Here is a 20,643-nt window from a genome sequence, read left to right on the forward strand (position 1 = left end):
GAGCGCGCCGCCGTGCACTTCGCCCGGCTCCGCCTGTCGGGCTTCAAATCCTTCGTCGATCCGACGGACGTGGCCATCGAGCCCGGCCTGACCGGCGTGGTCGGGCCGAACGGCTGCGGCAAGTCCAACCTGGTCGAGGCGCTGCGCTGGGCGATGGGCGAGAATTCCGCCCGGCGCATGCGCGGCCAGGAGATGGACGACGTCATCTTCGGCGGCACCACCGGCCGGGCGGCACGCAACCTGGCCGAGGTGACGATCACGCTGGACAACAGCGACCGCACCGCGCCCGGCTGGGACCAGGCCGACACCATCGAGGTCAGCCGCCGGATCGAGCGCGGCACCGGATCGGACTACCGCATCAACGGCAAGCCGGTGCGCGCCCGCGACGTCCAGCTGCTGTTCCAGGACAATGCCTCCGGCCCCGCCTCCCCCGCCCTGGTCAGCCAGGGCCGGATCGCGGCCATGATCTCCGCCCGCCCGGCCGAGCGGCGGCAGATCCTGGAGGAGGCGGCCGGCATCACCGGCCTGCACAGCCGCCGGCATGAGGCCGAGCTGCGGCTGCGCTCGGCCGAGGAGAACCTGGTCCGCCTGGACGACGTGCTGGTGCAGCTCGACGCCCAGCTGGGCGGCCTGCGCAAGCAGGCGCGGCAGGCGGCACGCTACCGCACGATCTCGGAGCAGATCCGCCAGGTCGAGGCGACGCTGCTGCACCTGCAATGGACCGCGGCGGTCACGGCCCTGGCCGAATCCCGGCGTGCCTACGACGCCAATGAGCAGGTGGTGCGCGAGCGCATGATCGCGGCGACGCGCGGCACCACCGAGCAGGCCGAGGCCGCCGCCGCCCTGCCGGCCCTGCGCAAGGCCGACAGCGACTCGGCCGTGGCGCTGCAGCGCCATCTGGTCGAGCGCGAGACGCTGGAGGCCGAGGCCGGCCGGCTGAGCCAGTCGATCCTGGAGACCAACCGCCGGCTGGAGCAGGTGAAGGGCGACCTGGTGCGCGAGCGCTCGCTGGGCGCCGATGCCGCCCAAGCCCTGGCGAAGCTGCAGGAGGAGCGCGAGCGGATCGAGCGGCAGAGCGCCGGCGAGGCCGAGGCCGAGGCCCAGGCACGGGCGGCGATCGACACGCAGCGCGAGATCGTCGACGGGCTGGACGGAAAGCTGACCGCGCTCACCGAGGCCGCAGCCGGCGACGAGGCCCGGCGGCAGAGCCTGGCCAAGCGCCAGCGTGAGCTGGAGGGCCGCCTCCTGGATCTGGCCCGCCGGCACGAGGACGCGCTGCGCCAGATCGCCCAGGTCGAGGCCGAGCTGGCCGGCGCCGACGGCGCCGAGGCGGCCGCCCTGGCTCTGGCCGAGGCCGAGGCGCGGCTGGAGGCGGCGCAGGAAGCGGTCGAGGCGGCGGAGAGCCGCCGCCAGGCCGCCGATTCGGCCTTCTCCGGCGCCCGTGAGGCCGCCCAGGCGGCCGAGGGCGCCGCCACCCGGCTGAAGGCCGAGGCCGACGGCCTGCGCGCCGCCCTGGGCAGCGGCAAGGGCGGCGATGCCGCCCGCGCCCCGATCCTGGACCAGCTGCGGGTCGAACCCGGCTGGGAGGCGGCGCTGGGCGCGGCCCTCGGCGACGAGGCCTCGGTGCCGGCCGACCGGTCGGCGCCGCTGCACTGGGCCGAGCTACCCGGCTATGACGGCACGGCGCCGCTGCCGGCCGGAGCCGAGCCCCTGGCCGGCCATGTCACCGCCCCGGCGGCCCTGGCCCGCCGGCTGGCCCATATCGGCGTGGTCGACGATGCGACGGCGGCCGAGGCGCTGCAGCCGGCCCTCAGGCCCGGCCAGGCGCTGGTGACGAAGGCCGGCGGCCGCTGGCGCTGGGACGGGCTGGTGGCCCGGCCGGGCGCCCCCTCCCCCGCCGCGGCCCGGCTGCAGCAGCGCAACCGGCTGGAGCAGCTGGAGGCGCAGCTGGCAACCGCGGCCGAGGCGGCCGAGACGGCGCGGCGTGCTGCCGACGCGGCGCGCCAGGCGGCGCAGGCGGCGCAGGAGGCCGACCGGGCGGCGCGGCGCAGCCAGCAGGACGCCGTCGCCGCCGTCGGCCGCGCGCGCGAGGCGCAGAGCAAGGCGGCCCAGGCCGAGGCGGCGCGGCGCAGCCGGCTGGCGGCGCTGACCGCCCAGGGCGAGCGCCTGGCCGCCGACCGCGACGACGCGATGCGCGAGCGCGAGGAGATCGCCGGCGAGATCGCGGCGCTGCCCGATGGCGAGGACCAGCGCCGCGCCGTCAGCGAGATCCGCTCGGCCCTGGCCGAGGCGCGGTCGGGGCTGGGCGCCCGGCAATCGGCGCTGGAGCGGCTGCAGCGCGAGGCGGGTGGCCGCCGCGGGCGGCTGCGCGCGGTCGAGAGCGAGGTCCAGGGCTGGGGCAGCCGCGCGAGAGGCAGTGCCGACCGGCTGGCCGAGCTGGGAGCGCGGCTGGGGGGGGGGCAGGCGGCGCTGCTGGAGCTGGACGCCCGGCCGGCCGAGATCGCCGCCCGGCGCGAGACGCTGATCGGCCAGATCGACGAGGCCGAGCGCCGCCGCCGCATGGCCGCCGACGCGCTGGCGGTGGGCGAGCAGCGCCAGGAGGCGGCGGACCGCGCCCTGCGCGCGGCCGAAGCCGCCCTGGCCGAATCGCGCGAGGCCCGGGTGCGCGGCGAGGCGGCGGTGGTCGCGGCCCAGACCGCGGTCGAGGGGCTGCGCACCCGCATCGCCGAGCGCCTCGACTGCGCGCCCGAGGCGGTGGCCGGCCTGGCCGGGCTGCCTCCGGAGGCGCCGCTGCCGGATCAGGAGGACACCGCCCGCAAGCTCGACCGGCTGAACCGCGAGCGCGAGGGCATGGGTCCGGTCAACCTTCGGGCCGAGGTCGAGATCGTCGAGATCGAGTCCCAGCACACGCGGCTGTCGGCGGAGAAGGAAGACCTGACCGCCGCCATCGCCAAGCTGCGCCAGGGCATCGCCTCGCTGAACCGCGAGGCGCGGGAGCGGCTGGTGGCCAGCTTCGACGTGGTGGACGGGCATTTCCGGGCGCTGTTCACCCGGCTGTTCGGCGGCGGCAAGGCGCAGCTGGCGCTGACCGACACCGAGGACCCGCTGGAGGCGGGGCTGGAGATCTTCGCCAGCCCGCCGGGCAAGAAGCTGCAGCATCTGTCGCTGCTGTCGGGCGGTGAGCAGGCGCTGACGGCGGCGGCGCTGATCTTCGCCGTGTTCCTGACCAACCCGGCGCCGATCTGCGTGCTGGACGAGGTCGACGCGCCGCTCGACGACGCCAATGTCGACCGCCTCTGCACCCTCCTGACCGAGCTGGCGGAGGGCGGCCGCACCCGCTTCCTGATCATCACCCATCACCGCATGACCATGGCGCGGGTGAACCGGCTCTACGGCGTGACCATGATCGAGCGCGGCGTCAGCCAGCTGGTCTCGGTCGACCTCGAACAGGCCATCCGCCACGCCCAGCCGCACCAGCAGGAGCTGGCGGTTTAGAGGACGGCCGACGTCGTCGCTACCTGCCGCCTTCCCAGGCTGAGAGGTCATCCTCCTCCAGGGGTTCGAAGAAGTCCGGCACCGGGCCGCTGAGCTGGTCCGACAGCAGGCCGATGCGGAACTCCCTGTGCGGAACCGGGACCAGCCTTGCCACGGGCCGTCCGCGCCTGGCGATCACGACCTGCTCGCCCGCCAGTGCCGCGTCGACAAGCTTGGACAGGCGGGCCTTGGCTGCAGATACAGTGCCTGCATCGGATGCTCCATCGGCTGATGCCCGAGAGGACGCGCGCTCTGGGCAATGAGCAGAGAACCACTTTCACCCATCTCCGTCATGCCCGGGCTTGACCCGGGCATCCAGAAGATGTCGAAACCTCCTGGATTGCCGGGTCAAGCCCGGCAATGACGGATGGGGAGTTTGCGGGCCTTACGGCTCCGTCTGGTCCACCTTGATCAGCACCTTGTCGATGCGGTTGCCGTCGAGATCGAGAACCTCGTAGCGCACGCCGTTCTCGACGAAGCTCTCCGCCACCTTCGGCAGGTGGCCGAGATGCCAGAGCACGAAGCCTGCAAGAGTCTGGTAGTCGCCGTCCTCCGAGCGCAGGCCGCGCAGGCGCAGGAGGCGCTCGACCTCGTCGATCGGGATCATGGCGTCGACCAGCCAGCTGCCGTCCTCGCGCCGGACGATCGAGTAGCCGCCGGCGACGTCGGTCAGGTCGGCGACCTCGCCGGCGATCGCCGCCAGGATGTCGCTCGGCGTCACCAGCCCCTCGACGCTGCCGTATTCGTCGACCACCACGGCGAGGTGGATCGGCGCACTGCGGAAGGTCTGCAGCAGCTTCAGCGCCGGGGTGCCGTCCGGCACCACCAGCGGCGGCCGCATGGTCTCGGCCACGTCGAACGGGCCGCCCTGCAGCATGCGGTCGAGCATGTCCTTGGTCTGGATCACGCCCTCGAGCTCGTCGAGCTCGCCGCGCGCCACCGGGAAGCGGCTGCAGCCGCTCTCGGCGATGGTCCTGCGGATCTCGTCCGGGCTGTCCTCGAGGTCGATCCAGACCATCTCGTGCCGCGGCGTCATGATCGACCGCACCGACCGGTCAGCCAGGCGCAGCACGCCGTCGATCATCTCGCGCTCGGCCTCGACGAAGACGCCGGCCTCGGTGCCCTCGGCGATCAGCGTCTTGACCTCCTCTTCCGTCACCGTCTGGGCGGGAACGGCGGAGACGCCGAGCAGGCGCAGCGCCAGCTCGGTCGAGCGCTGCAGCAGCCAGACGATCGGCGCGCCGATGGCCGCGACCATCTGCATCGGCCGGGCGACGCGGGCGGCGATGCCCTCGGCATGGTTCAGCGCGATCCGCTTCGGCACCAGCTCGCCGACGATGAGCGAGAGATAGGTGATGGCGACCACCACCAGGGCGAAGGACACGCTGTCGGCCCAGGGGCCGATCACCGGCAGGGTGACGAGCCAGTCGCGCAGCCGCGCCGACAGGGTGGCGCCGCCGAAGGCGCCGGCGAAGATGCCGATCAGGGTGATGCCGACCTGCACGGTCGACAGGAGGCGGTTCGGGTCCTCGGCCAGGGCGAGGGCGGCCCGGGCGCCGCGATGGCCCTGGTCGGCCATGCCCTGCAGCCGGACGCGGCGGGCGGAGACCAGCGCCAGTTCCGACATCGCGAAAAAGGCGTTGAGCAGGATGAGAAGGACGACGATGACGAGTTCGACGATCATCGGCGGCCGCTAGACGGAGGTTCGTCCGTCTCTTCGCTGTGGGAAGAAGGCATAATGCCGGCTGAGATAACCGGTCGGACGCCCTCTCGTCCACCGTCATGCCGAAATGATTCGGCGGAACCTCGGTCGGCGAGGGGCAAATCTGCCCGGATCGGCGCCGGTTACACCGGCATTCCGATCATCATCTGGAACTCGCGCCGCAGCTGCGGATCGTCGCGGAAGGCGCCGACCATGCAGCTGGTCACCATCTGGGTGCCGTGCTTGTGCACCCCGCGCGTGGTCATGCAGTGGTGCTGCGACGACACCATCACCGCCACGCCGCGCGGCTTCAGCACCTGGTCGATCGCCGAGGCGATCTGCGCCGTCAGCCGCTCCTGGATCTGCAGCCGCTTGGCATAGGCGTCGACCACGCGCGCCAGCTTCGAGATGCCGACCACCCGGCGGTCCGGCAGATAGGCGACATGCGCCTTGCCGATGATCGGCACCATGTGGTGCTCGCAATGCGACTCGAAGTCGATGTCGCGCAGCAGCACCATCTCGTCGTAGCCCTCGACCTCCTCGAAGGTGCGGGACAAGAGCTCGACCGGATCCTGGTCATAGCCGCGGAAGAATTCCTCATAGGCCTTCACCACCCGCTTCGGCGTGTCGCGCAGGCCCTCGCGGGCGACATCCTCGCCGGCCCAGCGCAGCAGCACGCGCACCGCCTCCTCGGCCTCGGAGCGGCTCGGGCGCTGCTCGACCGCGCGCGCAGGCTGTGCTGCGACGTTGGCCGCCACGGGGGTGAAGGGGTTGCGGGTCATGATGCCGGCTTCTCCGGGCGATTGTCGTTGGCGGTGCGATTCGGCGCTGCAGCCCGGACCGGGGCTGCCTGGACTCTAGGAAAGTGGTCTGTCACGTCAGTTCAACCGGATCGTACGATGCGGGCTGTCCAGCGAAAAGGCCGGGATCGCCACGTCGAAGCGCTCGCCCGACGGGGTTTCCATCTGATAGGTGCCGACCATGATGCCGGACGGCGTGGCGATCGGCGCGCCGCTGGTGTACTGGAAGTCCTTCCCGGGCTCGATCACCGGCTCGACCCCGACGACGCCGGGACCGCGCACCTCCTGCACCCGGCCGTACTCGTCGGTGATCCGCCAGTAGCGGCTGCGCAGTTGCACCCGCTCGCGCCCGTGATTGACGATGCGGACATGATAGGCCCAGACGTAGTGGTTCTCGTCGGGCGAGGACTGGTCCTCGAGATAGGTCGGCTCGACCGACACCTCGATCGCCCGGGTTTCCGCAGTGTACATCTCGTCGATCCGATGGCGGCGCCTTCGCGCCGGAACTCCCGATCAGACTATATGGGACGCTGCGGCGTCGCGTCCAATCGCGACGCCGTCGGCGATTCGAATCCGATCTCGACCCGGTCATTGGCCGGTTCCGCCTGCCCCGGCGGCGCCGGCAGCAGCGGATCGGCCGCACCGGCGCCGGCGACCGTGATCCGCCCCGGCGGGATCCCGGCCGCCTTCAGCCGCTCCGCCACCAGCCTGGCCCGCCGCAGCGACAGGCGCTGCGCCGCCGCCGGATCGCCACCGGCATCGGCGTGGCCGGTGACGATCAGGCGCGGTGCCGGTCCCTTGGCGCGGCGCCGCGCATCCTCGACCACCGCGGCGGCGATGGCGGCCGTGCCGTCCGGGGCCAGCCCGGCCTTGCCGGGCAGGAAGAAGACATAGCGGATATCGGCCGAGAGCCCCCGGTCCACCGGCACCGAATCGGGCAGCTCGACCTTGTCGCGCGACGGCACGCACCCCGCCGCCACCCCCGCCAGGGCCACACAGGCCACCACAGCAACGAACCGCATCGTCCCCTTCGTCCCGTCTCCGTCCCGCGCGCAGCATAGGGCGAGGCGATGGCAACGGCGAGGCGGCATTCCCGCCTCGCTTCGATCCGGCGGTTGGCCGGAGCGGGAGGAGATGGCTACCATGCCGCCCGACGAAGCAGCGGCTGGAGGATCATGCGCATCGCCATCATCGGGGCCGGGTTCACCGGCTGCCTGCTCGCGGTCCAGCTCCTGCGCCGCTCGGCCGGGGCGGCGAAGGTCGTGCTGATCGAGCGCGGCGGCCCGCCCGGCCGCGGCATGGCTTACGGCACGCCGCATCCGGCGCATCTGCTGAACGTGCGGACCGCGAATATGAGCGCCTTCCCGGACCAGCCGGAGGATTTCCAGAGCTGGGCTCGGGCGCATGGCGCCGGCGACGAGCCCTACCTGCCGCGCCGCTTCTACGGCGACTATGTCGGCGAGACCCTGGCGGCCGCCGGGCGCGACTTTCCCGGCGGCCTGACCATGCTGGCGGACGGCGCGGTGGGGCTAGACCACCATGCCGACGGGGTGACCGTGCGCCTCGCCTCCGGCCGGACCGAGCCGGCCGACATCGCGGCACTGTGCATCGGCAACGCTCCGCCCTCGGCCCCGGTGCCGCTGCCGGACGCGCCGGGGCGGATCCTGGTCGGGCCGGAGGATGCGTGCCTGCCCTCGATCCTGCCGGACGAAACGGTGCTGATCCTCGGCACCGGCCTGACCATGATCGACATCGCCGCCGGCCTGGCGGCGCAGGAGCATCGCGGCCGCGTCCTGGCGCTGTCGCGGCGCGGCCTCCTGCCCCGGCCGCACCGCGACGTCGCCAGCAAGCCGGCCGCGCTCGATCCGGCGGAGTTCGTCGGCCGGCCGACCCTGGCGGTGCTACGCCGGATCCGCGCCCTGTGCCGCGAGGCCGAGGCGGCGGGCGGCGACTGGCGGGCGGTGATCGACGGGCTGCGGCCCTTCACCCAGGCGCTGTGGCGGGGCTGGGACGAGACCCAGGCCGGGCGCTTCCTGCGCCATCTGCGGCCCTGGTGGGAAGTGCACCGGCACCGGGTGGCGCCGGCCATCGCCGACCGGGTCGGGGCGATGATCGCCTCGGGCCAACTGCAGGTGCTGGCCGGACGGCTGCGGACGGTGACGGCGCTGGAGGACGGGCTGTCGGTGACGCTGCGCCGCCGCGGCGCCGCCGTGGATGAGACGCGTGCGATCTGCCGCCTGGTCCTGGCCAGCGGGCCGGAGACCGACCCGGCCCGCACCGACGACCCGCTGCTGCGGTCGCTGATCGCCGGCGGCGCGGCGCGGCCGGACCGGCTGCGGCTCGGCCTCGACGTCGATTCCGGGGGCCGGCTGATTGGCCATGACGGCCAGCCCTCGCCCCGGCTCTACGCGCTGGGCCCGCCGACTCGCGGCGCCTTCTGGGAGATTACGGCGGTCCCGGACATCCGCAGGCAATGCGCCGAGGTGGCGGCGGCGATGCTGGACGGCGACGCCGTGCCGCCCCCTGCCCGGCGCGGCTTCGACCCGGGAATATAGAGCACGGGGGAGGGCAGGCCGGGTCACCGGACTTCGGGTCGGTTTTGGCGGCACGCCCCCTTCCCCTTTCCCCTCCCGCGAGGGGAAAGGGAACTCGTTTTTCTTTCGGTCGATGTCGTTGCGACCCTCCGAGACAATCCAGAGGACATTCAGATCCCGAGGCTGATGTCGGGATTGATCTCCTGCTTGATCCGGCTCGCAACCTCCCTGAGATCGCACTCGTTGAAGGCCTCGTGGACCGTGTTGTACCGGTCGGCCAGCATCGGAAACACCCTGCGCAACTGCCCGCGATCCGGAAGGTTGTCGGTCATCGCCTTCATGCCGACGAAGGTCTGTTCGGCGATATTGAAGGCCTTTCGGACCCGGTCGAGGGTCTCCTTGTCCTTCATGACCGCCATGTTCGAACGATCCATATCGTCCGTGGTCCTGTCGACGAGATCGACAATGATTCTGTATCTCTCGCGCAGAACGCCAATCCGACCCTCGAGTCTCTCGATGATGGGGCTGACATAGTCCTCGAACAGGTTGAGGGCGGACATCTCCTTCGACACGAACGGGTTTTGCGCGCCCGCCCAGCCCGATCGGGATCCGGCGTTGGAAGCCTCCCTCGAAATCTTCTGGAACAAGGCATTGGCGTCGAGCAGCGCATTCCTCGCGGAGAACAGAGCCGTACAGGCCTCGTTGCCGTTGCCCTGCTCGATCATGTTCTTCAGCCGGGCGTACTGGATCTCGTACCCCTCCAGCTTGGCCGCCTGGAGCTCGAGAAGGATCTCGTCGGGCAGCCGGTCCAGGTCGAGATCCGAGATATCAAGGGAGACGAAGGCCCGGGCCTCCGCCTGCCAGGCCTGCAGCCTGTCCAGAACGATCCCGGCATAGTCCTCGTCGCTCTCCGCTCCAGGCGCAGTGCTGGATTCGCCCGGCCCGTCATCCGGCGATTCCAATGCAGCACCGGTCAGATTGCGAAGCCAATGGCGGAGCTTGGGTCTGACTTTGGGCATAATGATCGCTCCGGATGTCCATCGCGTTCATGAATTGATACGACGGATTCCTGGTCTTTCTCATGCGATCACGTTATTGCGCCATCCGTCAGCCGGATCCTTCCCACCCGGCCATCGCACCCTCACAAGCTGTCATGCCCGGGCTTGAGACCCGGGCATGCAGAACGTTCGACGTTCTCCGGATCGCCGGGTCGAGCCCGGCGACGACGGCAGGGGGATGGAGGCCTACCGCACCTTCCCTTCCTTCCAGGCCTGCAGCAGGCTGTCATAGGCCACGGTCTGGCCCTTCTCCTTCTCGTTCTCCAGCTTCGGCTTCGGCGCGCCGGGCTGGTCGAACCAGTACTGGGCGTCCTTCTCCTCGTTCAGCTTCGGTCCACAGTCGCCGAGATTGCCGGCCCGCTCCAGCCGCGCCAGCACCTGGTCCTGCTGCTTGGCAAGGTTGTCCATGGCCTGCTGCGGCGTGACCTCGCCGGTCACCGCCTCGGCCACGTTCTGCCACCACAGCTGCGCCAGGCGCGGATAGTCGGGCACATTGGTGCCGGTGGGAGTCCACGCCACCCGCGCGGGGCTGCGGTAGAACTCGACCAGACCGCCCAGCTTCGGCGCCATCTCGTCCATCGCCTTGGAACGGATGTCGCTGTCGCGGATCGGCGTCAGGCCGACCTGCAACTTCTTCAGCGAGGTCGACTTGCAGATGCAGAACTGGGCGTACAGCCAGGCCGCCTGCTGCCGCTCCTTAGGGGTGCTCTTCAACAGGGTCCAGGAGCCGCAATCCTGGTAGCCCAGCTTCATCCCCTCCTCCCAGTACGGGCCGTGCGGCGAAGGCGCCATGCGCCATTTCGGCGTGCCGTCCTCGTTGACCACCGGCAGGCCGGGCTTCGCGAGGTCGGCGGTGAAGGCGGTGTACCAGAAGATCTGCTGGGCGATGTTGCCCTGGCCCGGCACCGGTCCGGCCTCGGAGAAGGTCATGCCGGCCGCCTCGGGCGGGGCGTACTTCTTCAGCCACTCGATGTACTTGGTCAGCGCGTACACCGCCGCCGGACCATTGACGTCACCGCCGCGGGTGACGCTGGAGCCGGCCGGGCGGCAGCCCTCGACCCGGATGCCCCATTCGTCGACCGGCAGGCCGTTCGGGATGCCCTTGTCGCCGCCGCCGGCCATCGACAGCCAGGCGTCGGTGAAGCGCCAGCCCAGCGACGGGTCCTTCTTGCCGTAGTCCATGTGGCCCCAGACGCGGATGCCGTTGATTTCCTTCACCTTGTTGGTGAAGAAGTCGGCGATGTCCTCATAGGCCGACCAGTTCAGCGGAACGCCCAGATCGTAGCCGTAGGCCGCCTTGAACTGCTCCTGCAGCTTCGGATCGGTGAACCAGTCGTAGCGGAACCAGTAGAGGTTCGCGAACTGCTGGTCCGGGATCTGGTACAGCTTGCCGTCCGGGCCGGTGGTGAAGCTCTTGCCCATGAAGTCGTCGATGTCGAGCGTCGGCAGGGTGAAATCCTTGCCGTCGCCCGCCATGAAGTCGGACAGCGGCACCGCCTGGCCGTAGCGGAAATGGGTGCCGATCAGATCGCTGTCGTTGACGTAGGCGTCGTAGATGTTCTGGCCCGACTGCATCTGCGTCTGCAGCTTCTCGATCACGTCGCCTTCCTGAATCAGGTCGTGCTTCAGGTTGATGCCGGTGATCTCGGAGAAAGCGCGGGCCAGCGTCTTGGCCTCGTACTCATGGGAGGTGATCGTCTCCGACACCACGTTGATGTCCATGCCGCGGAACGGCTCCGCCGCCTTGATGAAGAACTCCATCTCCTTCAGCTGCTCGTCCTTGGACAGAGTCGAAGGCTGGAACTCGGTGTCGATCCATTTCTTCGCGTTGGCGACCAGCTGGTCGGCGCCCTGGGCGAAGGCGCGGCGGGCGAAGCCCGGCACCGCGATGGCGGCGCCGAGAGCGGAGGCGCCGCGCAGCAGGTCCCGGCGGTGGACCGGGAACCCGCCCGGCCCGTGCAGCATCTTGGTCATGATCTCTCCCCGTCTAGACAGATGTTGAAACCACCCCGTTGGCCGGGGCCGGTCCGGAACCCGCGTCAGCTCATCCGAACCGCATCACCGCGATCATCCAAGCCACGGCGATCGCGAAGCCGTACCAGAGGCTGCCCGAGGCCAGCCCGATCCAGGCGAGATGGATGTAGGCGGCGCCGAGCAGGCCGATGAACAGCCGGTCGCCGCGGGTGGTCGTCAACGGCAGGAAACCCCGCCGCGGCACCGAAGGCGACACGAACTGCCACACCGTCATCGCCGCCAGGAGCGCCGCGATGCCGCCGAAGAACCAAGCGGTGGGCGGCGTCCAGGCCATCCAGTCCAAGGTCATGGCGCGGCCTCCTCACACCCGGCCCAGGGCGAAGCCCTTGGCGATGTAGTTGCGGACGAACCAGATCACGATCGCGCCGGGCACGATGGTCAGCACGCCGGCGGCGGCCAGCAGCGACCAGTCCATGCCGGCGGCGCTGACCGTGCGGGTCATGGTGGCGGCGATCGGCTTGGCCTCGACCGAGGTCAGGGTCCGGGCCAGCAGCAACTCGACCCAGGAGAACATGAAGCAGAAGAAGGCGGTGACGCCGATGCCGCCGCGGATCAGCGGCACGAAGATGGTCAGGAAGAAGCGCGGGAAGGAGTAGCCGTCGATATAGGCGGTCTCGTCGATCTCCTTCGGCACGCCGGACATGAAGCCCTCCAGGATCCACACCGCCAGCGGCACGTTGAACAGGCAATGCGCGAGGGCCACGGCGTAGGGCGTGTCGATCAGCCCGAAGGCGGAATAGAGCTGGAAGAAGGGCAGCAGGAACACCGCCGGCGGCGACATCCGGTTCGACAGCAGCCAGAAGAACATGTGCCGGTCGCCGACGAAGCGGTACCGGCTGAAGGCATAGGCCGCCGGCAGCGCCACCAGCACCGAGATCACCATGTTCATCAGCACATAGGTGATCGAATGGATGTAGCCCGAATACCAGGACCGGTCGGTGAAGATGGTGGCGTAGTTGGCGAAGGTCAGGGTCTGCGGGAACAGTGTGAACCCGGACAGGATCTCGCGGTTCTCCTTCAGCGACATGCTGACCAGCCAGTAGATCGGCAGCAGCAGGAACAGCATGTACAGGATCAGGATGACGGCGCGGGTGCGGCGGTTCATGACGCGTCGGCTTTCCCGATGTTGGTGATGACCGTGTAGAACAGCCAGGAGAACAGCAGGATGATCAGGAAGTAGATGATCGAGAACGCCGCCGCGGGCCCGAGGTCGAACTGGCCGACCGCCATGCGGGTCAGCTCCTGGCTCAGGAAGGTCGTGGCGTTGCCGGGCCCGCCACCGGTCAGGACGAAGGGCTCGGTGTAGATCATGAAGCTGTCCATGAAACGCAGCAGCACCGCGATCAGCAGCACGCCCGACATCTTCGGCAGCTGGATGTAGCGGAACACCGCCCAGCGCGAGGCGCCGTCGATCCGCGCCGCCTGGTAGAAGGCATCCGGGATCGAGCGCAAGCCCGCATAGCCGAGCAGCGCCACCAGCGATGTCCAGTGCCAGATGTCCATCACCAGCACGGTGATCCAGGCGTCGAAGGTGTCGGCGGTGTAGTTGTAGTCGAGGCCCAGGCGGTTGATCAGAACGCCGGCCAGGCCGATGTCCGGCCGGGCGAAGATCTGCCAGATCGTGCCGACCACGTTCCAGGGGATCAGCAGCGGCAGCGCCAGCACCACGAGCGTGACGGACACGGCCCAGCCCCGCGCGGGCATGCACAGCGCCACCAGCACCCCGAGCGGGATCTCGATCGCCAGCACGCAGAAGCTGAAGATCAGCTGCCGGCCGAGCGCCGCCTGCAGCCGGTCGTCCTGCAGCACCTGCTCGAACCATTCGGTGCCGACGAAGACGCCCTGGCCGGGGCCGAAGATGTCCTGCACCGAGTAGTTCACGACCGTCATCAGCGGGATGATGGCGCTGAACGCGACCAGCAGCACGACCGGGACGACCAGGAACCAGGCGGCGTTGTTTGGGGTCTTTTCCATCTCAACCCACCAGCTTGCCGTCGGCGTAAAGAAGGGTGCGCTGCGGCGGGAAGCGCAGATGCGCGGTGCCGGCCGGGACGCCGCGGCCCTCGGCCAGCTTGGCCTTCACCGTCGCGGCGCCGAGCCGCAGCGTGACGATCAGATGGGTGCCGAGATCCTCGACCCCGGTCACCGCCGCCGGGATGCCGCTGTCGGCGATCTCCAGGAACTCCGGCCGGATGCCGAGCTCGAGCGTGCCGGCGCCGCCGGCCAGGAACGCCGCCGCCCCCTGCCGCGCCGACTCCGACAGCGGGATGCGGGCGCCGTCGATCACCGCATCGCCCTCGTCGACGATGCAGGGCAGCAGGTTGATGCCCGGGCTGCCGATGAAGTAGCCGACGAAGGTGTGGGCCGGCCGCTCGAACAGGTCCTGCGGGGTGCCGAGCTGCACCACCTGGCCGTCATACATCACGATCACCTCGTCGGCGAAGGTCAGCGCCTCGAGCTGGTCGTGGGTGACGTAGATCAGGCTGGTCCGCACCTGCTCGTGCACCTGCTTCAGCTTGCGCCGCAGCTGCCATTTGAGGTGCGGGTCGATGACGGTCAGCGGCTCGTCGAACAGGATCGCGGCGACGTCCTTGCGCACCAGGCCCCGCCCGAGCGAGATCTTCTGCTTCTGGTCGGCGTCCAGGCCGCGGGCCCGGCGCTTCAGGACAGGCGTCAGCTCCAGCATCGCCGCCACCTCGGCGACTCGGGCCTCGATCTCCGGCTTCGGCAGCCTGCGGTTGCGCAGCGGGAAGGCCAGGTTCTCCGCCACCGTCATGGTGTCGTAGACCACCGGGAACTGGAACACCTGGGCGATGTTGCGCTGCTCCGGCGAGGCCTGGGTGACGTCGCGGCCGTCGAACAGCACCTGGCCCTGGCTCGGCGTCACCAGGCCGGAGATGATGTTGAGCAGCGTGGTCTTGCCGCAGCCGGACGGCCCCAGCAGGGCGTAGGCCCGGCCGCTCTGCCAGACCATGTCCATCGGCCGCAGCGCGTAGTCCGCCGGATCCGCCGGATTCGGGCGGTAGCTGTGGGCCAGGGACTTGAGCTCGATGCGGGCCATGCTTCACCTGGTCCGGGCCGGCGCGGCGGCGAGCCGCCCGGCCGGGTCGAAGACGTAGATCCGGGCGGGATCGATCGCGACCGTCAGCGGCTCGCCCAGCGGGTGCTTGTGCACCCCGGGCTGCTGCGCCACCCAGGGCCGGTCGCCGAAATGGAAATGGACATAGGTCTCGGAGCCGCTGATCTCGGCCAGCTCGACCCGGGTGGTCACCGAGGCCTCGCCCGGACCGCCGGCGCCGAGGCGGATGTGGCCCGGCCGCACCCCGACGGTGCAGGGCCCCGCCGCCAGCCCGGCCAGGTGCCCGGCCAGCGGCACGGCGACGCCGTCGAACAGGCGCAGGGCCCCGTCCGCCACCTCGGCAGGGCCGAGATTCATCGGCGGGTCGCTGAACGCCTCGGCCACCCGGGTCGAGGCCGGGTGCTGGAACACCTCGACCGTCGGCCCTTCCTGCAGCAGCCGGCCCTCGTCCAGCACCGCGGTGCGGCCGCCCAGGATCAGCGCCTCGGCCGGCTCGGTGGTGGCATAGACCACGATCGCCTTGCCGCGGCGGAAGATCTCCGACAGCTCGGCCCGCAGCTCCTCGCGCAGCTTGTAGTCGAGATTGACCAGCGGTTCGTCCAGCAGCAGCAGCCCGGCGTCCTTGACCAGGGCGCGGGCGATCGCGGTGCGCTGCTGCTGGCCGCCCGACAGCTCGCCGGGCAGCCGTTCCAGGAACCGGTCGATCCGCAGCATCGCCGCGGTCTCGCGCACCTTGCGGTCGATCTCGGCCCGGCCGAGGCCCTTGAGGCGCAGCGGCGAGGCGATGTTGTCGTAGACCGTCTTCGACGGATAGTTGATGAACTGCTGGTAGACCATGGCGACGTCGCGGTTCCGCACCGAGATGCCGGTGACGTCGCGGCCGTCGGCCAGGACGCGGCCGCGGCTCGGCCGCTCCAGCCCCGCCATCAGCCGCATCAGCGTGGTCTTGCCGGCCTGGGTGCGGCCCAGCAGCACGGTCAGCGTGCCGGGCTCGAGCGTCAGGTCGAGCGGATGGATGTGGGTCTCCGCCCCGACCTCCCGGGTCACGCTTTCGAGAACGAGCGTCACGACGCGGCCCTTTCCTCGGGACGGGAGTTGCGGGCCCTGAGCCAGTCGGCGATCGCGCCATGCGCCTCGGCCGGGATGTGCAGCCCCAGCTTCGACCGGCGCCACAGCACGTCCTCGGCGGTGCGTGCCCATTCCTGGTCGACCAGGTAGTCGAGCTCGGCCTCGGTCAGCCCGGCGCCGAAGTCGCGGCCGAGGTCCTCCAGGCTCCGGGCCTCCCCCAGCAGCCGGTCGACGCGGGTGCCGTAGGCGCGGGCCAGGCGGCGGGCCAGCGGCTCCGGCAGCCAGGGCCGGGCGGCGCGCAGCCTGGCCAGGAAGCCGTCGAAATCGGCGTCCGGGATGTCGCCGCCGGGCAGCGCCGCCGTCGCGGTCCAGGGCTTGCCGGCGATGCCCATCACCGGCGCCAGCTTCTCCAGCGCATGCTCGGACAGGCGGCGGAAGGTGGTGATCTTGCCGCCGAACACCGACAGGGCCGGCGCCTCGCCCTCGGGCGCGTCCAGCTCCAGCACGTAGTCGCGCGTGGCCTCCGACGCGCTGGACGAGCCGTCGTCATAGAGCGGCCGCACGCCGGCATAGCTCCAGACCACGTCGTCCGGGGTCGGGCCGGCGGAGAAGCAGCGGCCGACCGCCTCGCACAGATAGGCCGTCTCCTCCGGCGTGATGCCGACGCCGGCCGGGTCGCCCTGGTAGTCGAGGTCGGTGGTGCCGATCAGCGAGAACTTCCCCTCATAGGGGATGACGAAGACGATGCGCCGGTCGGCGTTCTGCAGGATGAAGGCCTCGGGCCCGTCATAGAGCCGCGGCACCACGATGTGGCTGCCCTTGACCAGCCGCACGCTGGAGGCGCCCGGCAGGCCCACCGTGTCGTTCAGCACATGCTTGACCCAGGGGCCGCCGGCATTGACCAGGCCGCGCGCCAAGACCCGCCGCTCGCGGCCGTCGGCGGCGCGCAGCGTCGCGGTCCAGCGGCCGGCCTCGCGCGTCGCCGCGACGCATTCGGTGCGGGTCAGGATCTCGGCGCCGCGCTCCTTCGCGTCCAGCGCCGCCAGCGCCACCATGCGGGCGTCGTCGACCCAGCAGTCGGAATATTCGAAACCGCGCGTCAGATGCGGCCGCAGGACCCGGCCGATGGCGCCGCCGCGCAGCTTCAGCCCGTGGCTGGCCGGCAGCTTCTTGCGGCCGCCGAGATGGTCGTAGAGGAACAGGCCGAGCCGCACCATCCAGGCCGGCCGCATCGACCGGTCGTGCGGCAGCACGAACCGCAGCGGCCAGATGATGTGCGGCGCCGCGCGCAGCAGCACCTCGCGCTCCATCAGCGCTTCGCGGACCAGGCGGAACTCGTAATATTCGAGATAGCGCAGGCCGCCATGGATCAGCTTGGTCGAGGCCGAGGAGGTGGCCCCGGCCAGGTCGGCCTTTTCGCAGAGCAGGACGGACAGGCCGCGCCCCGCCGCATCGCGCGCGATGCCGACGCCGTTGACGCCGCCGCCGATGACCAGGAGGTCGTACAGCACCTCAGCCACGTTTCCCGCCTCTGTTTGCGGCCGCGCCGCTTTCGATCTTCGCAAACGAAAATCTGCCTGCGCCGCCGTTCCGATGCAATCGGAATTCGCGGCAAATGCGCAGGATCCGACCCCGCGGCGTCCTTCGCATGTGCGAAAGCGAAGGCAGGCGAGCATGGGACCACGACACGAAAGCGATCAGATTGTCCGCTCTCGCCTCCGTCAAGGAGCGGAAGCCGACACCCCGAGTCTCCAATGCGTTCACGGTCTCGATCAGGTGCGGCAGGGAACGACGAGGCGGCCCAGCTTTCACACCACCGGAATGTCGCCCTCGCGCACGAAGGTGAGGGCAGCCATCGGACCCGGCCGGTCAGCTTTGCCGCCGGACGCCTCGTCCTGGAACACTCGGGCATAACCGGCCTTGGCAAAGCGTCGACTGCGGTGCCGGATCCTGGTCGGCCGCTGAAACCCCAGCTTAGCCGATTGCCGCTATCTCGCGCCGGCCCTTGTCCGAAAACTCGTCCGGCAAACCACTTGTCCGGAAAGCCATCGTCAAGGTGGATTGGCGGACAAATTGCCGGCTGGCCGTCAAACGGCCGTTGGGCGGACGGGTGCCAACGCTCTCATCATGCTGCACCGTCCCGGCAGGGGTCTGCTGTCGGCTCGGTGCGGACCATCGCCGGCCCTGCCGGCTTCCCCAGAGCGGACATTCCGGCGATCCAATCTTGCCCGAAAGCGGACACGACACAGGGAAGGATCGGGTCGTCATCGATCCCGTTCCGGCGGCCAGCGCGCGAATGTCAGAGGTAAACCACCCCGCGACGGCTTTGAGCCCGATCCGTCCGGTCAGATCGTCCGAGATGGGCGGAAAGCGGACACCGCCCAAGATATGAGCGTGGTCAGAGAACCGAACTTCGACTAGTCGGTTGATCGATGATGATTGCCCACGGCGAGCCGCTGCAACAAGGACAGATCAAAAATATTCCTGTCTCTCATGGTTTCCAAGAGCGCCTCTTTCTGAGAACGCCCGTCTGCATTTCGCAGCGCCTCAAAGCAAGATTGCTTTGTAGCAATATCCGTTGTCCTGTGAAATTCCTGAATGATCAAATCTACCAGCCGTTGCTCATACTGATCGATCAGAATGTCAGAGGCTATTCTGATGCACGCGAGTTTGTGTGAGCCTCCTGCATCCCAAGGCTCTCCTTTGATCCCCTGGATGATATGGTTCGCGTAAGGCTGCCAACTATCGATCCAAAAACATAACATTCGTAGAGCTCTGGCAGGGAGATATACATCGCCGCTATAGGTGACGAATTCCCTGATCAGGTCACGATCATCAGGATTTCCAGCTCTTCCGAGTGTGTAAATGATTGCGTCGAGCGGACCTTCTCGACGCCTCAGCTTATCTCGAAGGTAGGCTCGATCGGACTCCGCTAGCTCTCCTCCTGGAGGAAAGCGATCGATAATCGATTCTAGTATGCCACTTATGTCTTCGGCCACTGTAGCGATCCGTCCAATTATCGTGCTCTGCCGGCACTTCTACCGACCTTATGAGCAGTAGCACTGCACCCTCTGACCATGAAGGTCCGCTTCGGGCCGAATCGGGTCATGTCCCTTTCCCGGAGCCCGGTGCGATGGTCGCTTTCGGGTGCCCTCCGGTTGGCTTGGCCGATCGGGAAGGGCGGAAAGTGGACATCGGGCTATAGAAGCCTGCACATTGGTTGGGACAATACGCCACCAGTGCGCGCCCCATGGCCAAACGGTTCATCCTCTTCGCGTTCGTCGCCATGTTCGGCATGCTGGCTCCCGAGTTGCTGCGGGCCGATGGAACAATTATCAGAATGACAACGCCTGACGGTCGGACAAAGACGTTCAACCCTTCACATCCCCCAAAGCGCGGCGAAGAACCCATCATCGACCAACTGTTGACTTACCGCGAGACCGCCGAGGAGTGCCGGAAGGCGTCCGAAATCATAGGACTCGAAACTGACGTTCATAATCCATATGAGACGCCGACCTACGAGGTGTCGATATCTGAGGCGTTTGGGTTCTGCCGCCTGGACTACTACGCAATTGTCATGAAGCCATGGCGGTGCAGCACTGATGATCTTGGGTTTTGCCTGCGATCTCTTGTGGAGGATGAGTTTTCTTTGGCTCTTCCTTATGGCTCTGCGACCGACTCCCGACTGATGCGGGGTCGATCGAATGACACTCCACTTAAGATATATTTCGATCTAGCAAACTTGGATTCCGCAGCCAAGTTCATCAATTCAGACAAGGATTGTCGAGTGGTGTTTGGCGGCATTGCTCATCCAAGCTTTGCCACTGGCTCGGTCTTCATCCTTTCTGGAAATGTTACACTTTCGAAGTTCTGCTTCATGGGATAGAAGTATCGTAAGTGGCGGCCGCATTGCTAGCTGGCTGATCCCGGTACGACTATTTTATAGAGCCTTCAAGTTCGTACGAGGGCGAAATCGGCCGACCGACACATTAGGCTGCAGCCTCTATGACAACCGTCAGCTTCGGGTCGCGTGTGGCCATGTCCGCTCTCTAGCGCCGAGCGCTACGGCCGCTTTTTGTGCGACCTCGATTCGGCCTGGCCGGCTGAGATGGGCGGAAAGCGGACCTGCGGCTGCTTGGAGCGACAGTCACCGACGTATTAGACTTGAAGGAGGTGGGGACCCAAACGGCATTATCGAAGCGGATGGAGTGAATGGCTAATCCTGCCGGATTCCTTGCCGAATTCTCCGACGACGTGTCGGGCCTTCGGCTCGTCATCGAGGATGATGGAAGGGTGTGCTACGGATATCTGATCTCTCCGGATGGGATCATTGGGGACGTTTGGCTGTATAACCGCGGCGCCGCACCAAGTGAGCCAGAATGGGATAATCCGGAGAGAGCGCCATTTGCGAATCCCGCAAAGCTTTCAAAAACGAATCTGCCTTATGTGATTCCAAATTCGTCAGATGCCTTCAAGGTCCACTGGGAGAAAGATGAAGGCGTCTCGATGGCGAGAATTTACATTGATGAAGTGCTCGGAGGAATCCTGGCTCCAGGGGATAAGCCCGGCCAGTCTGCTGCAGCATGTGCTGATGGACCGCTGGCTCGAGTGATAGGGACCTGATCCTCAATGGGATGGCGGCGTCAAGACGCGCGGCTGCAATTTTGACCGCGGATCGTGAACGTCGCCTCTGGGTCGAGTCGAGCCCTGTCCGCTTTCTGGAGTCGACCAGGACGGCCGCTTTGCAGCGTCCCTTGATCAGCGGGACAGTTTAGCAAGCTCCTTCTATATCCGGGGAGCGTGACTTCTCATCGCGACACGCACCCCGTGGATC

The 20,643-nt window shown here is 68.4% G+C and carries 17 protein-coding genes and 1 pseudogene; 4 read left to right on the forward strand and 14 right to left on the reverse strand.

Annotated features, from left to right (window positions below):
• Window positions 1-12: 12 nt before the first annotated feature.
• Entirely contained in the window at window positions 13-3,495 is a 3,483-nt protein-coding gene (locus tag LG391_RS22410) for a chromosome segregation SMC family protein (RefSeq protein ID WP_225770274.1), read from the forward strand.
• A 19-nt stretch (window positions 3,496-3,514) separates the two neighbouring features.
• Here LG391_RS22410 and LG391_RS22415 read toward each other — a convergent pair.
• From LG391_RS22415 to LG391_RS22435, 5 genes and pseudogenes are all read right to left on the reverse strand, one after another.
• Window positions 3,515-3,727, reverse strand: a pseudogene (locus LG391_RS22415) (type II toxin-antitoxin system Phd/YefM family antitoxin); the annotation flags it as partial.
• 192 nt (window positions 3,728-3,919) lie between these two features.
• A complete protein-coding gene (locus LG391_RS22420) occupies window positions 3,920-5,218 on the reverse strand; it encodes a hemolysin family protein (protein ID WP_225770275.1) in 1,299 nt (432 codons plus the stop codon).
• Between the two features lie 161 nt (window positions 5,219-5,379).
• Window positions 5,380-6,018 (reverse strand): GTP cyclohydrolase I FolE, encoded by a 639-nt coding sequence (gene folE / locus LG391_RS22425; protein WP_225770276.1) that lies wholly within the window; start codon window positions 6,016-6,018, stop codon window positions 5,380-5,382.
• A 96-nt stretch (window positions 6,019-6,114) separates the two neighbouring features.
• Window positions 6,115-6,507, reverse strand: a complete 393-nt coding sequence (gene apaG / locus LG391_RS22430; RefSeq protein WP_225770277.1) for a Co2+/Mg2+ efflux protein ApaG — start codon at window positions 6,505-6,507, stop codon at window positions 6,115-6,117.
• Between the two features lie 47 nt (window positions 6,508-6,554).
• Entirely contained in the window at window positions 6,555-7,058 is a 504-nt protein-coding gene (locus LG391_RS22435; RefSeq protein ID WP_225770278.1) for an OmpA family protein, read from the reverse strand.
• Window positions 7,059-7,211: 153 nt separating this feature from the next.
• On the opposite strand from LG391_RS22435, the gene LG391_RS22440 reads away from it, so the two are divergent.
• Window positions 7,212-8,591 carry an FAD/NAD(P)-binding protein gene (locus LG391_RS22440; RefSeq protein WP_225770279.1) on the forward strand — a complete coding sequence of 460 codons (1,380 nt, stop codon included), beginning with the start codon at window positions 7,212-7,214 and terminating at the stop codon, window positions 8,589-8,591.
• 149 nt (window positions 8,592-8,740) lie between these two features.
• On the opposite strand, the gene LG391_RS22445 is transcribed toward LG391_RS22440, so the two are convergent.
• The 9 genes from LG391_RS22445 to LG391_RS22490 all read right to left on the reverse strand — a co-directional run bounded on the left by LG391_RS22445 (window position 8,741) and on the right by LG391_RS22490 (window position 18,808).
• On the reverse strand, window positions 8,741-9,589 hold the full coding sequence (locus LG391_RS22445; protein ID WP_225770280.1) for a hypothetical protein: 849 nt from the start codon (window positions 9,587-9,589) through the stop codon (window positions 8,741-8,743).
• Window positions 9,590-9,814: 225 nt separating this feature from the next.
• Window positions 9,815-11,593: an extracellular solute-binding protein gene (locus tag LG391_RS22450; RefSeq protein ID WP_374200772.1), complete on the reverse strand. Its 1,779-nt coding sequence runs from the start codon at window positions 11,591-11,593 to the stop codon at window positions 9,815-9,817.
• 79 nt (window positions 11,594-11,672) lie between these two features.
• Window positions 11,673-11,951, reverse strand: coding sequence for a DUF2160 domain-containing protein (locus LG391_RS22455; RefSeq protein WP_225770282.1), 279 nt, complete (start codon window positions 11,949-11,951; stop codon window positions 11,673-11,675).
• A gap of 12 nt (window positions 11,952-11,963) precedes the next feature.
• Entirely contained in the window at window positions 11,964-12,767 is an 804-nt protein-coding gene (locus LG391_RS22460; protein ID WP_225770283.1) for a carbohydrate ABC transporter permease, read from the reverse strand.
• Window positions 12,764-13,636 carry a carbohydrate ABC transporter permease gene (locus tag LG391_RS22465; protein ID WP_225770284.1) on the reverse strand — a complete coding sequence of 291 codons (873 nt, stop codon included), beginning with the start codon at window positions 13,634-13,636 and terminating at the stop codon, window positions 12,764-12,766. The genes LG391_RS22460 and LG391_RS22465 overlap by 4 nt, the downstream gene beginning before the upstream one ends.
• 1 nt (window position 13,637) lies before the next feature.
• The gene (locus LG391_RS22470) at window positions 13,638-14,723 is read right to left on the reverse strand and encodes an ABC transporter ATP-binding protein (RefSeq protein ID WP_225770285.1); all 1,086 of its coding nucleotides are present in this window, start codon (window positions 14,721-14,723) and stop codon (window positions 13,638-13,640) included.
• Window positions 14,724-14,726: 3 nt separating this feature from the next.
• Window positions 14,727-15,809 (reverse strand): ABC transporter ATP-binding protein, encoded by a 1,083-nt coding sequence (locus LG391_RS22475; RefSeq protein ID WP_225770286.1) that lies wholly within the window; start codon window positions 15,807-15,809, stop codon window positions 14,727-14,729.
• A complete protein-coding gene (gene glpD, locus LG391_RS22480) occupies window positions 15,806-17,329 on the reverse strand; it encodes a glycerol-3-phosphate dehydrogenase (RefSeq protein ID WP_225770287.1) in 1,524 nt (507 codons plus the stop codon). Before glpD ends, LG391_RS22475 begins: the two co-directional genes overlap by 4 nt.
• Window positions 17,330-18,226: 897 nt before the next feature.
• Window positions 18,227-18,808, reverse strand: a complete 582-nt coding sequence (locus LG391_RS22490; protein WP_225770288.1) for a hypothetical protein — start codon at window positions 18,806-18,808, stop codon at window positions 18,227-18,229.
• A gap of 251 nt (window positions 18,809-19,059) precedes the next feature.
• On the opposite strand from LG391_RS22490, the gene LG391_RS22495 reads away from it, so the two are divergent.
• The gene (locus LG391_RS22495; protein WP_225770289.1) at window positions 19,060-19,695 is read left to right on the forward strand and encodes a hypothetical protein; all 636 of its coding nucleotides are present in this window, start codon (window positions 19,060-19,062) and stop codon (window positions 19,693-19,695) included.
• Window positions 19,696-20,021: 326 nt separating this feature from the next.
• Window positions 20,022-20,432, forward strand: a complete 411-nt coding sequence (locus LG391_RS22500) for a hypothetical protein (RefSeq protein ID WP_225770290.1) — start codon at window positions 20,022-20,024, stop codon at window positions 20,430-20,432.
• Window positions 20,433-20,643: the final 211 nt, after the last annotated feature.

Origin of the sequence: Inquilinus sp. Marseille-Q2685 (assembly GCF_916619195.1) — a bacterium.
Taxonomy (GTDB): domain Bacteria; phylum Pseudomonadota; class Alphaproteobacteria; order DSM-16000; family Inquilinaceae; genus Inquilinus.